Source organism: Micromonospora sp. IBHARD004 (assembly GCF_052814115.1).
The window spans coordinates 563,685-576,257 of the sequence record NZ_CP199934.1 but is presented as its reverse complement, the minus strand read 5'-3'; the positions used below and the strand labels follow the sequence as shown (position 1 = coordinate 576,257).

The 12,573-nt window shown below is 73.3% G+C and carries 16 protein-coding genes; 10 read left to right on the top strand and 6 right to left on the bottom strand.

The genetic code is table 11. The features are described 5' to 3' along the window. Window positions 1-151 precede the first annotated feature (151 nt). The 5 genes from ACTWO6_RS02820 to ACTWO6_RS02800 all read left to right on the top strand — a co-directional run bounded on the left by ACTWO6_RS02820 (window position 152) and on the right by ACTWO6_RS02800 (window position 3,777). Window positions 152-937, top strand: a complete 786-nt coding sequence (locus ACTWO6_RS02820; RefSeq protein ID WP_446218075.1) for a hypothetical protein — start codon at window positions 152-154, stop codon at window positions 935-937. 40 nt (window positions 938-977) lie between these two features. Then, the gene (locus ACTWO6_RS02815) at window positions 978-1,331 is read left to right on the top strand and encodes a hypothetical protein (RefSeq protein ID WP_446218074.1); all 354 of its coding nucleotides are present in this window, start codon (window positions 978-980) and stop codon (window positions 1,329-1,331) included. 202 nt (window positions 1,332-1,533) lie between these two features. Further along, on the top strand, window positions 1,534-1,968 hold the full coding sequence (locus ACTWO6_RS02810) for a pyridoxamine 5'-phosphate oxidase family protein (protein ID WP_446218073.1): 435 nt from the start codon (window positions 1,534-1,536) through the stop codon (window positions 1,966-1,968). A 410-nt stretch (window positions 1,969-2,378) separates the two neighbouring features. Further along, window positions 2,379-3,029, top strand: coding sequence for a C39 family peptidase (locus ACTWO6_RS02805; RefSeq protein ID WP_446218072.1), 651 nt, complete (start codon window positions 2,379-2,381; stop codon window positions 3,027-3,029). An 88-nt stretch (window positions 3,030-3,117) separates the two neighbouring features. Then, the gene (locus ACTWO6_RS02800) at window positions 3,118-3,777 is read left to right on the top strand and encodes an HAD family hydrolase (RefSeq protein ID WP_446218071.1); all 660 of its coding nucleotides are present in this window, start codon (window positions 3,118-3,120) and stop codon (window positions 3,775-3,777) included. 118 nt (window positions 3,778-3,895) lie between these two features. On the opposite strand, the gene ACTWO6_RS02795 is transcribed toward ACTWO6_RS02800, so the two are convergent. Then, window positions 3,896-4,351 carry an Lrp/AsnC family transcriptional regulator gene (locus ACTWO6_RS02795; RefSeq protein ID WP_446218070.1) on the bottom strand — a complete coding sequence of 152 codons (456 nt, stop codon included), beginning with the start codon at window positions 4,349-4,351 and terminating at the stop codon, window positions 3,896-3,898. A 103-nt stretch (window positions 4,352-4,454) separates the two neighbouring features. Between ACTWO6_RS02795 and ACTWO6_RS02790 the strand changes: the two genes are divergently transcribed. Then, window positions 4,455-5,357 carry an SMP-30/gluconolactonase/LRE family protein gene (locus tag ACTWO6_RS02790; RefSeq protein ID WP_446218069.1) on the top strand — a complete coding sequence of 301 codons (903 nt, stop codon included), beginning with the start codon at window positions 4,455-4,457 and terminating at the stop codon, window positions 5,355-5,357. An 86-nt stretch (window positions 5,358-5,443) separates the two neighbouring features. Here the strand turns inward: ACTWO6_RS02790 and ACTWO6_RS02785 are convergent, their stop codons facing one another. Beyond that, on the bottom strand, window positions 5,444-5,629 hold the full coding sequence (locus ACTWO6_RS02785; protein WP_446218068.1) for an antitoxin: 186 nt from the start codon (window positions 5,627-5,629) through the stop codon (window positions 5,444-5,446). Between the two features lie 285 nt (window positions 5,630-5,914). Between ACTWO6_RS02785 and ACTWO6_RS02780 the strand changes: the two genes are divergently transcribed. Next, a complete protein-coding gene (locus ACTWO6_RS02780) occupies window positions 5,915-7,051 on the top strand; it encodes an AI-2E family transporter (protein WP_446218067.1) in 1,137 nt (378 codons plus the stop codon). A 38-nt stretch (window positions 7,052-7,089) separates the two neighbouring features. Here the strand turns inward: ACTWO6_RS02780 and ACTWO6_RS02775 are convergent, their stop codons facing one another. Continuing rightward, the gene (locus ACTWO6_RS02775) at window positions 7,090-7,743 is read right to left on the bottom strand and encodes a dienelactone hydrolase family protein (RefSeq protein WP_446218065.1); all 654 of its coding nucleotides are present in this window, start codon (window positions 7,741-7,743) and stop codon (window positions 7,090-7,092) included. Between the two features lie 118 nt (window positions 7,744-7,861). Between ACTWO6_RS02775 and ACTWO6_RS02770 the strand changes: the two genes are divergently transcribed. From ACTWO6_RS02770 to ACTWO6_RS02760, 3 genes are all read left to right on the top strand, one after another. Then, window positions 7,862-8,254: a MerR family transcriptional regulator gene (locus tag ACTWO6_RS02770; RefSeq protein ID WP_446218064.1), complete on the top strand. Its 393-nt coding sequence runs from the start codon at window positions 7,862-7,864 to the stop codon at window positions 8,252-8,254. Beyond that, window positions 8,224-8,571 carry a thioredoxin gene (gene trxA, locus ACTWO6_RS02765; RefSeq protein ID WP_446218063.1) on the top strand — a complete coding sequence of 116 codons (348 nt, stop codon included), beginning with the start codon at window positions 8,224-8,226 and terminating at the stop codon, window positions 8,569-8,571. The genes ACTWO6_RS02770 and trxA overlap by 31 nt, the downstream gene beginning before the upstream one ends. Window positions 8,572-8,658: 87 nt before the next feature. Continuing rightward, complete coding sequence (locus ACTWO6_RS02760; RefSeq protein ID WP_446218062.1) at window positions 8,659-8,838, top strand: hypothetical protein; 180 nt, start codon at window positions 8,659-8,661, stop codon at window positions 8,836-8,838. A 49-nt stretch (window positions 8,839-8,887) separates the two neighbouring features. Here the strand turns inward: ACTWO6_RS02760 and ACTWO6_RS02755 are convergent, their stop codons facing one another. Genes ACTWO6_RS02755 through ACTWO6_RS02745 form a run of 3 tightly spaced genes read right to left on the bottom strand, consistent with a single transcriptional unit; the run spans window position 8,888 to window position 12,526 of the window. Beyond that, window positions 8,888-11,260 carry a glycoside hydrolase family 65 protein gene (locus ACTWO6_RS02755; protein WP_446218061.1) on the bottom strand — a complete coding sequence of 791 codons (2,373 nt, stop codon included), beginning with the start codon at window positions 11,258-11,260 and terminating at the stop codon, window positions 8,888-8,890. Next, complete coding sequence (locus ACTWO6_RS02750; protein WP_446218060.1) at window positions 11,257-12,006, bottom strand: beta-phosphoglucomutase family hydrolase; 750 nt, start codon at window positions 12,004-12,006, stop codon at window positions 11,257-11,259. The genes ACTWO6_RS02755 and ACTWO6_RS02750 overlap by 4 nt, the downstream gene beginning before the upstream one ends. Window positions 12,007-12,058: 52 nt before the next feature. Beyond that, entirely contained in the window at window positions 12,059-12,526 is a 468-nt protein-coding gene (locus ACTWO6_RS02745) for a DUF4442 domain-containing protein (protein ID WP_446218059.1), read from the bottom strand. Window positions 12,527-12,573: the final 47 nt, after the last annotated feature.

The window sequence follows — 12,573 nt, the reverse complement described above, 5'->3', positions numbered from 1 at the left end:
CGCCGTCGTGCGGTGCCCTGCTGATTGCCCGCCGTCCCGATCGGGTACGGCCACGCGGACCGTTCCGCCGCCGTCGCTCCCCGCGGCGACCTCCGCCCGCCGGCCGGGCCACGACCGTCCGTTCCTAACGATCCACCACGAGGTGCTGGTGATGCAGACCGTCTTCTCCACCGTCCTGCCCGACGTCCCCCAGGCCGCCGGGATCTGGCTGGCCCTGCTCGCCGTGGCGGCGGTCGCCGTCGCCGCGCTGTTCGTCCGCCCGGGCCGGTTCCGGTCGGCATTCGGCGACCGGATCAGCGAGGCCGCGATGCCGAGCAGCTTCGAGCTGGCCGAGGAGGCCCGGGAACGGGCCCGCTACGCGCAGGAGGTCGCGGTGGCCGCGGAACGCTCGGCGACCACCGCCGGGCGGCGCCGCGCCGAGTGGCTGGCCGCCCAGGAGGAGGCCGAGGAGGCCTGGCGGGCGTACGAGGCGGCGGAGGAGGACGTCCGCCGGTTGGCGGCCGCCGCCGCGCTGCCGCTGCCGCGTACCCCCAGGACGCCCGCCGAGTACGCCGACCGGGAGCGCTGGCTGCACCGGGCGGCGCTCGACGCGCAGTGGCGGCAGGAGATCACGGTGCAGCAGCTCAGTGACATCCTCGGCCACCGCGGCTGGGACCCGAGCCGGCATCCGGTGGAGCAGGAGCTGCTGCTGCGCCGGCTGGTCCGGGAGAACCTGCTCACCCGGCAGCAGGCCGCCCGGGAGCGGGAGCAGGCCGCCTGGCAGGCCGCCGAGCTGGCCGCGGCCGCCGCCCGCAGCCTCCGCGACGAGGCGTACACGGCGACCGGCCGGGCACCCGCGGCGCAGTCGCTGCTCTCCACCGTGGACGTGGCCGATGCGACCGCCACCCGGGAGACCGCGACCGTGGCCCGGGGTCGGGCGGCCGTGCCGGCGTACTGAGGCCGGGGGTCCGGCCGGGCCGCTGGGTTAGCGTGACCGGGTGTCCCGCGAGACCTGGATCCTGGTCGTGCTCGCCGTCGTCGTCGCGCTGGCGATGCTGGTCGGGGCCGTGCTGCTCGCCGTCCGGTTGGTGCGCGCCCGCCGGCTGCTCGGCGCGCTCGGGGTGGGCGGCAAGGTCGCCTTCTACGGCGCGCTGATCTACGCGATCTTTCCGGTGGACGTGCTCCCCGACCCGATCTACCTGGACGACATGGGTGTCCTGGCCGGCGCCCTGATCTATCTCACCCGGCTGGCCCACAAGCATCGAGCGGCGTCCCGGATGCCGCTGCCGGGCCCGGCCGAGCTGTCCGGGCGGTCCCCGGACCCCCGGGACCGTTCTCGACCCCGGCCCTGACCCCGGCCACGCCTGACCCCGGGGCGCCCCCTGCTCCCGGCGGTGACCCGCGACACTGCCGTCGGCTGCGACCGGGGGGTCGGAGCCGACCATGGACGTTCGTACATACAGGACCCCGTGGCCCCCGGTGGGGGTTCGCGATCAGAGCGGCGCTCCGCCCACGTGTCATGATCGGGGCCGGACGGGAGACAGGGGGGCAGGGATGCCGGGCGATCACCGGTTGGACCCGCGGGACGAACGGGTCGGCGCGTTCTTCCGGGAGCGGCACCTCGCCACGCTGACCACGCTGCGTGCGGACGGCACCCCGCACGTCGTACCGGTCGGGGTCACCTTCGACGCGGACGCCGGGCTGGCCCGCGTGATCACCTCCGGGGATTCGGCCAAGGCCCGGCACGTGGCGACGGCCGGGCCGGACGGCACCCCGGTGGCGGTCTGCCACGTCGACGGACGGTGGTGGCTGACCGTGGAGGGTCGGGCGGTGCTCCGCCGCGACGCGGATTCCGTGGCCGAGGCCGAGCGCCGGTACGCCGAGCGGTATCGGCCGCCCCGTCCGAATCCGGCCCGGGTGGTCATCGAGATCGCGGTCACCCGCCTGCTGGGCAGCCTGCCCGGCACGGACCACGCCGTCGCGGGTTGACCCGGCGGGGGATCCGGTCACCCCACGACCGCTACGGACCTGATGACCCGGACGGATCGTGGTGAGCTTTTTGTCCGGATCATGCGCTTCGGTGCCGCCAGGGGTTGACTGCGAGGTCTTTGATCCGTCGGCGTCATCAGGTCGGTAGCGTCCGGCACAACCGGCACCGGGAGCGACCGGTGGCGCACCCCGGCCGGAATCGCGGCCGGTCCCGGGCCGTTACATCCCGCGTACAGCCGAGCAGGACGGCCGAGCAGGCGGAATGCCCTGGGGCAGCCGGTCGTTGCACCGCCGGTGGGCGAGCGGGGCTTCGCGCCCCGGCCCGCCGATCCCCTGGCCAGGCCGAACGCCACTTCCGGTGCTGCGTCTCCGTTCCCCGGAGGCGCCAACCCCCGAATGGAGCGTCGACAATGAACACGATCTTCCGTAACAGCATGCTCTCCGTCGCCGGTCTGATCATGTCCGGTGGCGTCATCGTCGGTCCCGCCGTGGCCGCGCAGGCGGCCCCGGCGTCGGCCGAGCCGGCCAGTTCGGTGACCGTCGACAAGAGCACCGGCAAGAGCGAGCGCCGTGCCGGGTACGAGTACCAGGCGCAGCCGAACTTCTACTACTGCGGCCCGGCGTCGACCCGGATCGCGCTGTCCGCCGAGGGCAAGGCGGTCAGCCAGGACGAGCTGGCGCAGAAGCTCGGCACGACCGAGAACGGCACCGCCTCGGCCTTCGACATCACCCGGGTGCTCAACGAGTACACCGGCGGCAAGTACAAGACCACCGAGATCCGTGACGACGTGGCCACCAAGGAGCAGGTCGAGCACCTGCGGGCCGACGTGAAGGCCGCGGTCGACCAGGGTCGCCCGGTGGTGGCCAACATCCTCGGCGGCGCGCTCGACGTCGACGGGGTGGAGCACAACTACCCCGGTCACTACCTGACCGTGGTGGAGTACAAGGACGACGGCAACACCGTGCTGATCGCCGACCCGGCCAACCCGGCCGAGCCGGAGTACTGGATGGACGTGACCGACCTGGCCAACTGGATCGCGGGCCGCGGTTACAGCTCCTGATCCCCGAGCACGACCGATGAAGGGCCGGTCTCCCCGAGCGGGAGACCGGCCCTTCGTCTGCTGTGAGGGGGCTGGATAGCATGTGGGCGTGCCGCGGCCGGTGATCTTCGACCTCTTCCACACCCTGGTCCAGGGCGCTGACGACGAACGCGACCGGGTGGTCGGCGAAATGGCCGTGATGGTCGGCGTCGACCCGCCGGCGCTGGTCGCCGCGTACCACGCTTCCTGGCGCGACCGGCTCGTCCGCTGGGACGTGGCGGAGACCGTCCGGATCCTGGCCGGGCGGCTCGGCGGCACACCCTCGGAGGAGGCGGTGGCCCGGGCCGCCGCGCACCGGCGCGCGCTGGCCCGCCGGGTGTTGGCCTCGGTGTCACCGGCCACGCTGGCCGCGCTCGACGCGCTGCGGGCCGCCGGCCACCCGCTCGCCCTGGTCAGCAACGCCACCTCGGAGACCGCCGAGGCGTGGCCGGAGAGCGGCCTGGCCCGGCGACTGGACGCGGTGGTCTTCTCCTGCGAGGTCGGCGTGGCCAAGCCGGACCCGGCGAGCTACCTCGCCGCCGCCGACCGGTTGGGCGTCGCACCCGCCGACTGTGTCTACGTCGGCGACGGCGCCGACGGTGAGCTGGCCGGAGCGGCGGCGGTCGGCATGACCGTGCTGCGGACCACCGAGCACAACGACACCGACCCGGCCTGGGACGGCCCGGCGCTCACCTCCCTGGCCGACCTGCCCGCCCTGCTGCGCGGCTGAGGCCTCCCCCGCCGGAGACGCCGCGGCCTCCCGCCCCGGGTCGGGACGGGAGGCCGCGGTCGGGTCGTCAGCGGGTGTGGATTCGCGCCAGCACGTCGTGCACGTGGGTGGTGCGGGGTCACGGGTTCGGTGGGTACGGGTCCAGCGGGCGGTCGAAGAAGGTCTCCAGCACCACGATCGTTCGCGTACCGGTGACGCCGTCCAGCTGGAACAGCCGGCGCAGGCTGGCCTGGAGCTGCTCGGGCGTACCGACCCGGAGCTTGACCAGGAGCGAGGCGGGGCCGGCGATGACGTGCGCCTCCTCCACCTCGGGCAGCGCGGCCAGTGCCTCGTGGGTGGGCCGGTCGCCCATCCAGGCGTTCGCCTCGACCAGCACGAACGCGAGCACGCCCCGGCCGACCGCGGCGGGGTCGACGTCCACCGTCGTCCGGCGGATCACTCCCTGCTCGCGCAGCTTGCGTACCCGCTCGTGCGCGGCCCCGGTCGAGAGCCCGACGGCCTGGGCCAGCGCGGCGTACGACTGGGTGGCGTCCCGCTGCAGAGCGGCCAGCAGGCCTCGGTCCAGATCGTCCACTGCCGCCCCCTGACTGAAAACTGTCCGACTGATTTTCCAGGTGCCGATTCTCGTTCGGTGATGTTACCTTGACGCCGAACTGCAGTCACGAGCGGAGGCGGTCATGGACCGGTTCAGAACACGGTTCGAGGTGCTCGACGAGCGGTTCCGTCGGGTCAACGGCGACGAGTGGACGGAGTGCCTCTGGACAGGGGGTCGCTGGCTGGAGGGCCCGGCCTGGTTCCCCGCCGGCCGCTACCTGGTCTTCAGCGACATCCCCAACGACCGGCTGCTGCGCTGGGACGAGACCACCGGCCAGGTCGGGGTGTTTCGTCAGCCCGCCGGCTACGCCAACGGCCACACCGTCGACCGGCGGGGCCGGCTGGTGAGCTGCGAGCAGGGCAACCGACGGGTCACCCGGACCGAGGCGGACGGCACCGACACCGTGCTCGCCGAGCGCTGGCGGGGCCGCCGGCTCAACAGCCCCAACGACGTGGTGGAGCACTCCGACGGGTCGATCTGGTTCACCGACCCAAGCTACGGCATCGACAGCGACTACGAGGGGCACCGCGGCGAGAGCGAGATCGGCGGCAACCACGTCTACCGGGTCGACCCGCACGACGGCGAGGTGCGGATCGTCGCCGACGACTTCGGGCAGCCCAACGGCCTCGCCTTCAGCGCCGACGAGTCGACCCTCTACGTGGTCGACACCCGGGCCAGGCACCTGCGCCGGTTCGCGGTGACCGAGGGCGGCACGCTGCGCGGCGGCGATGTCTTCGCCACCTGCGACGCGGGCTCCTTCGACGGCGTACGGCTCGACGAGGCGGGACGGGTCTGGGTGGCCGCGCACGACGGGCTGCACTGCTTCGACCCGGACGGCACCCTGCTGGGCAAGCTGCACCTGCCCGAGGTGGTCGCCAACTTCACCTTCGGCGGCCCGAAGCGCAACCAGCTCTACATCTGCGCCTCCAGCTCGCTGTTCAGCCTGCGGGTGAACGTCAACGGGGCCCGCTACCCGGGCTGGTGACCCGTCACCCCTCCGGCACGATCCGGCGGAAACTCTCCACGTCGGACACCACGAGTGCGGGGGCGCAGCTCCGGGAGCGCGCGAGGTCAGCGGCGGTCGGTGTCGCCCTGGCCGGTCCGCTGCTGCGCCATGTCGACGCCCTTGTCGATCTGCTCGTCGTGCTTGCCGCCGGTGCGCTGGTCGGCCTTCTCGCCGGCCTTGTCCAGCCCCTGGTCGACCTGCTTGTCGTGCTGGTCGGCGAAGTCCTCTGCCTTGTCCATGAAGTCACTCATGCGTGGAACTCCCTTCGTCGCCCTCGTGCCTTCCCACGCGCCGGGGGCGCAAACGCGCCCGGATCCGGCCCCGGCGGAGGGCCGTGGGATCCGCTGCGACTCCTGCGGATAGGGCCACCGCTCTCTTGCGACGCCGCTCACGGTGCGGCGGAGTACCCTGTGGACGGTCGGCACGGAAGACCGCGTCGGCCCGGTACGCGGCGTGGCCGCCGGCGGGCGGGCCCGGCCGGGGTGTCGGATCGGGGCCGGGCGGGTACCGAGCGGCCACGATCGAGGAGGTCCGACGTGGTCGAGGACGGTACCGGGCGGACGCCCGAGGAGACGGCGGAGCACAGCCGCGCGGTGGGACCCCGGCAGGCCTGGGCGGGCCTGCCCTGGCCGGTCCGGACCGCGGTGACGTGGAGCGCCTGCCTGGTGGTGGTGATCGCCGGGCTGTGGCTGCTGGGGAAGATCGCCGTGCTGCTGGCGCCGCTGGCCATCGCGCTGGCCGGGACGCTCTTCCTCACCGCGCTGCTCGACCCGGTGCTGCTCCGGCTGCGCCTGCTCCGGGTGCCGGCGGCGCTCGCCGCCCTGCTCACCATCCTGCTGCTGCTCGGGATCCTGGTCGGGGTGGGCGTGCTGGTGTGGAACCTGACCGCGAGCCAGTTCGGTGAGCTGAGCCAGCAGCTCGACCAGGGCCTGGAACGCAGCCGCGACTTCGTCACCTCCACCCTGCCGATCACCGACGCCCAGTTGGACCGGCTGATCCGGCAGACGCGGGAGGGGCTGAGCGGCAGCGCCCCGGACCCGGTCGGCGGGGCGCGCACCGCCGCCGAGGTGGCCGGATCCGTGCTGCTGTCGCTGGTGCTGCTCTTCTTCCTGCTCAAGGACGGCCGGTCCATGTGGCGCTGGGTGCTGCGCCGGATGACCGGCCCGAACCGGGCGGTCACCGCGGAGGCCGGGCGGGTCGGCTGGCGGACGCTCGGCTCGTACAGCCGGGGCACGATGATCATCGCGGCGATCGACGCGACCGGCATCGGCCTGGCGCTGGTGCTGCTCGGGGTGCCGCTCGCCCTGCCGCTGGCGCTGATCACCTTCCTCGGCGGGTTCGTGCCGATCATCGGCGCGACGGTCGCGGGCGCGGTGGCGGTGCTGGTCGCCCTCGCCGCGAACGGCCCGACCACCGCGCTGCTCACGCTGGCCGCGGTGATCGCCGTCCAGCAGATCGAGGGCAATCTGCTGGAACCGCTGATCATGAAGCGTCAGGTGCAGCTGCATCCCGCGGTCATCCTGATCGTGGTCACCGCCGGCACCCTGATCGCCGGCATCGCCGGCGCCTTCGTCTCGGTCCCCATCGCCGCCGTCACCTGGCGGATCATCGACACCGTCCAGCGCCACCGCGAGTCGGCCGCCGCGTCGCCCCCGCACCCCACCGCCGCCTGAGCCGGCCGGCCGTGCCCGCAAGGACGCGGGGGCGCCGGTCAGGCGGGGACGGCGAGCCGGCTGGCGAACCATCCGGCGGCGTGGTCGGCGACCTGGTCGAGGGTGCCGGGTTCCTCGAAGAGGTGGGTGGCGCCGGGGACGATCCGCAGCTCCGCGACGTCACCCAGCTGGGCCTGCGCCTGCTCGTTGAGCACGATCACCTGCTCGTCCAGCCCGCCCACCAGCAGCAACGTCGGCGCCCGGACCGCCGACAGGGCGGGGCCGGCCAGGTCCGGCCGGCCACCCCGGGAGACCACCGCCCGGACCCGGTCCGGCCGGGCTGCCGCGGCCACCAGGGCGGCCGCCGCGCCGGTGCTCGCGCCGAAGAGGCCGACCGGCAGCGGGCCGAGGTCCGGGTCGGTGGCCATCCAGTCCACGATCGCGGCCAACCGGTCGGCCAGCATCCCGATGTCGAAGCGCAGCTCGGCGGTGCGGGCGTCCACCGCGTCCTCCGCCGGCGTGAGCAGGTCGACCAGCACGGTGGCCAGCGACCGGTCGTTGAGCACGTGCGCCACCGCCGTGTTGCGTGGGCTGTGCCGGGAACTGCCGCTGCCGTGGGCGAAGAGCACCACCCCTCCTGCCCCCTCCGGGACGATCAGGTCGGCCGGCAGGCCGTCCTCGACCACCGGGATCGTCACCTCACGCGTCCGCATCTGCGACCTCCACACGTTGCCGATCGCGCGCATACCCCGGTGACGCCCCTTTTCACCTGTTGCGTTGACGCTGACGACAAGGTTTAGCGTGGCGTCGAGGGCGGGCGAGGGAGGTCGGATGCTGATCGGTGAGCTGGCGGAGCGCGCCGGCACGAGCACCCGCACCCTGCGGTACTACGAGACCCGGGGGCTGGTCCGACCACGCCGGTCGGCCAACGGCTACCGGATCTACGACGAGGCGGAGCTGCGCGTCGTACACGAGATCCGGGCGCTGTTGGCGGTGGGCTTCGACCTCGACGACATCCGACCGTTCGTGGCCTGCCTGCGGGCCGGCAACAGCTCCGGCGACGTCTGCCCGGACTCGGTCGCCGTGCTGCGACGCAAGCTCGCCGAGGTGGACGACTACCTCGACCGGCTCGGCACGGTACGGCGGCAGCTGCACGACCAGTTGGCCAGCGCTATCGCCCACCGGGAGAAGACATGCCTCAGGACACGGAACAGGCCCGACTGACCACGGTCACCGACGAGACGTTCGCCGCCACGGTGCTGGCCAGCACCCGGCCGGTGGTGGTGGACTTCTGGGCGGAGTGGTGCCCGCCCTGCCGGGTGGTCTCGAAGCACCTGGCGGAGCTGGCCGCGGAGTTCGGCGACGCGCTGCTCTTCGCCGCGCTCGACTCGGACGAGAATCCGGCCACCACCCGGGCGTACGGGGTGATGTCCATGCCGACGCTGCTGGTCTTCCGGCACGGCGAAGTGGTCGGCTCGATCGTCGGCGCCCGCCCGAAGAACCACCTCCGGCTGAGCTTCGCGCGACACCTGGAGGGGTGAGCAGTCGTTTGCCGCCGGGTCGAGCGGGAAGGCGCGGAGGGACCGTAGATCGGCGCAGCCGCGCCCCGACGGATCGCGAGGATCGTCATGGCCCAGCAGCAGGAAAGGTCCCGGAAGCAGATCGCCGAGCTTGAACGGCAGGAAAGGGACGCCGAGCACGCCCGGAACTTCGGGGACGAAGCGGCCGAGGCCCGGACACCGGAGGACCCGCGGGCGGTGGCGCCCCGGGACGCGGGCGGTCGCCCGTCCAACGGCCGCCAGTTCTGACCGCGCCGGCGCGTCCGCGCCCCGCCCGGGCGGGGGCGCGCCGCGTCCCTCAGCTGGCGTCCTCCGGCAGGTGCAGCAGCGGCGCCCGGCCGGGCGGCTGCTCCGGCTGCGGACCGGACGCGTGGGCCGCCGGCACCGGCACGGTGACCGGCCGGTCCCGGGTGATCCGGATCGCCTCGCCGTGGTGGCGCAGCTCCAGCACGGCGTCCGGCGCGGCGTGCCGCAGCGCGTACGTCGTCTGGTGCGGCCGGACATCCACTCGCAGGTGCATCGACCGCCACTGGAGCGAGAACTCGAGTCGGCTGAGCCGGCTGGAGAGCCGCGGTGAGAAGGAGAGCGTCCCGTCGTGGTCGCGCAGGCCGCCGAAACCGGCGACCAGGGCCATCCAGGCGCCGGCCAGCGAGGCCATGTGCACGCCGTCGCGGGTGTTCTCGCTCAGGTCGTGCAGGTCCATCAGGGCGGCCTCGCGCAGGTAGCGGTGGGCCAGCTCCGGGTGACCCACCTCGGCCGCCATCACCGCCTGGGTGCAGGCCGACAGCGACGAGTCCCGCACGGTGCGGCGCTCGTAGTAGAGGAAGTTACGCAGCTTCTGCTCGCCGGTGAAGGCGTCCCCCCGCCAGTGCATGGCGAGCACCAGGTCGGCCTGCTTGATCACCTGCTTGCGGTACAGGTCGAAGTACGGGTAGTGCAGCAGCAGCGGGTACTTCTCGGGCGGGGTGTGCTCGAAGTCCCACTCCTGCAACCGGGTGAAGCCCTCGACCTGCTCGTGCACGTCGAGGTCGTCGTCGTACGGGACGTGCATGGCGTGCGCGGCGTCCCGCCAGGCGGCCGCCTCCTCCTCACTCACCCCGAGGTCAGCCGCCTGGTCCCGGTAGTGCATCGCGCACTCGGCGGCGGTGAGCAGGTTCCGCTGCGCCATCAGGTTGGTGTAGATGTTGTCGTTCTTCACCGCGGTGTACTCGTCCGGGCCGGTCACCCCGTCGATGTGGAACTGCCCGTCGCGGTCGTGGTGACCCAGCGAGCGCCACAGCCGGGCGGTCTCCACCAGCAGCTCCAGGCCGATCTCCTGTTCCAGCACCTCGTCCCCGGTGACCAGGATGTACCGCCGCAGCGCGTCGGCGATGTCGGCGGCGATGTGGAACGCGGCCGTGCCCGCCGGCCAGTACGCCGACGACTCGGGGCCGTCGATGGTCCGCCACGGGAAGGCGGCGCCCTTCAGGTTCAGGGTCCGGGCGCGCTCGTGCGCCTGGGCCAGGGTCGAGTGCCGCCAGTACAGCGCGTCCCGGGCCGCGCTCGGCTGGGTGTAGGTGAGCACCGGCAGGACGAACATCTCGGTGTCCCAGAACGCGTGCCCGTCGTAGCCCGGGCCGGTCAGCCCCTTCGCGGAGATCGGCCGCCGCTCGGCCCGGGCGCCGGCCTGGAGCACGTGGAACAGCCCGAAGCGAACCGCCTGCTGGACCTCCGGGTCGCCCTCCACCCGGACGTCGGCGGCGTCCCAGAACTCGTCGAGGTACTCCCGCTGCGCCCGGCGCAGCCCGTCCCAGCCGTCCAGGCGGGCGGCGGCGAGGGCCGCGCCGACCTGGTCGCGCAGCGCCGGCAGGGACCGCCGGCTGGACCAGCCGTACGTCAGGTACTTGACCACCCGCAGCACCTGGCCGGGCTTGATTATGCAGCCGATGGTGGTCCGGACCCAGTCCTCGTACCCCTCGGACTCGATGGTCGTGCGCTCGGGGCCGTGCACGTCGTGCGCCATGGCGGCGGCGACCCGGAGCCCGCTGACCTTGGTGCTGTGGATCAGCAGCCCGCCGTCGTCGGTGGTCAGCTCCTCCTCGGCCTGCAGCGGCGACTCCAGCACCGCGGCCACCCGCGGGTCGCGGCTCTGCGCCGGCAGGTTCTCGTTGGCGACCAGCTCGGACTGGAGGATCAGCCGGATCGGCGCGTCGACCGCCTCCACCTCGTAGTGGATCACGGCGACCGACCGCTGGGTGAACGACACCAGCCGGGTGCTGCGGACCTTGACCTGCTGCCCGGCCGGCGAGCGCCAGTGCAGCTCCCGGTGCAGGGTGCCGGCGCGCAGGTCGAGGATCCGCTCGTGGGAGAGGAGTTCGCCGTACCGGACGTCGAGCGGCTCGTCGTCGACGAGCAGCCGGATCAGCTTGCCGTTGGTGACGTTGACGATGGTCTGGCCCGACTCGGGGAAGCCGAACCCGGCCTCCGCGTACGGCAGCGGGCGCAGCTCGTAGAAGGAGTTGAGGTAGGTGCCGGGCAGGCCGTGCGGCTCGCCCTCGTCGAGGTTGCCGCGCAGCCCGACGTGCCCGTTGGAGAGGGCGAAGACCGACTCGGACTGGGCCAGCACGTCCATGTCGAGGCGGACCTCGCGGACGTGCCACGGTTCGACCGGATAGGCGCGTTCGCGGATCATGCCGCCGGCTCCTTCAGCAGATCGGCGAGGTCGGTGACCACCACGTCGGCGCCGTGGGCGCGCAGGTCGTCGGCCTGGCCGACCCGGTCGACGCCGATCACGTACCCGAAGCCGCCGGCCCGGCCGGCGGCCACCCCGGCCAGCGCGTCCTCGAAGACGGCGGCGTTCGCCGGGGCCACGCCGAGCAGTTCGGCGCCGGCCAGGAAGGTGTCCGGGTGCGGCTTGCCGCGCAGCCCGCGCTCGCGGGCGACCACCCCGTCGACCCCGGCCTCCAGCAGCCGGTCCAGCCCGGCGGCGGCGACCACGGCCCGGCAGTTGGCGCTCGCCGAGACCACGGCCCGGCGCAGGCCGGCGGCGGCCGCCGCCTCGAGGTAGGCCACCGAGCCGGGGTAGACGTCGACGCCGTCGGTGCGGATCCGCTTGAGCAGGATGACGTTCTTGCGGTTGCCCACCCCGTTGACCGTGTCCGCCTCGGGCGGGTCGTCCGGCGAGCCCTCCGGGAGGGTGATCCCGCGGGAGCCCAGGAAGGAGCGCACCCCGTCGGCGCGCGGCTTGCCGTCCACGTACCGGTTGTAGTCCGGTCCCGGGTCGAACGGTCGGTACGGCTCGCCGGTGGCCGTCGCGCGGTCCCGCAGGAACGCGTTGAAGGTCTCGGTCCAGGCGGCGTTGTGCACCTTGGCGGTCTGCGTCAGCACACCGTCGAGATCGAAGAGACAGGCGGTCACATGAGCGGGTAGGCCCAGCACAGTCCGAATCTATCCATCGAACCGGCCGGGCAAACCCGATTCGTCCCGCCCGTCAGCGGTTCGGGCGCAGCGTCCAGACCACGGTCAGCACGGAGGTGACCGTCCCGTCCTCGGTGCCGATCTCGATCTCGACCGGGAACTCGGGCCGCTTGCCGGCGTCCAGCTCGGCGATCACCTCGGCCGGCGGGCGGCCGAGCCGGGCGGTGGCGAGCACCGGGCCCAGGGCCACTTTCTTGTACGCGATCTCCGCGCGGACGGCCAGCGGCACCGCCCGGTCGAGCACCGGGCCGAACGCGGCGAGCACCACCGCGCCGGAGGCGGTCTCCCCGAGGGTGAACATCGCCCCGGCGTGCGGGCCGCCGACGTGGTTGTGGGTGGCCGGCGAGTCGGGGAGTCGGACGACGGCGCGGACGCCGCCCTCCGCCTCGGGCGCGACCTCGACGAATTCGATTCCGAGCGTGCGGGCGAACGGCACGGCCTCCAGCAGACCGGCCGCCACCTGGCGAGAGTCGATGGACATGCCCAGACGCTACTCGTCGGTAACTTTTCCGGCAAGGGTCGCCCGGC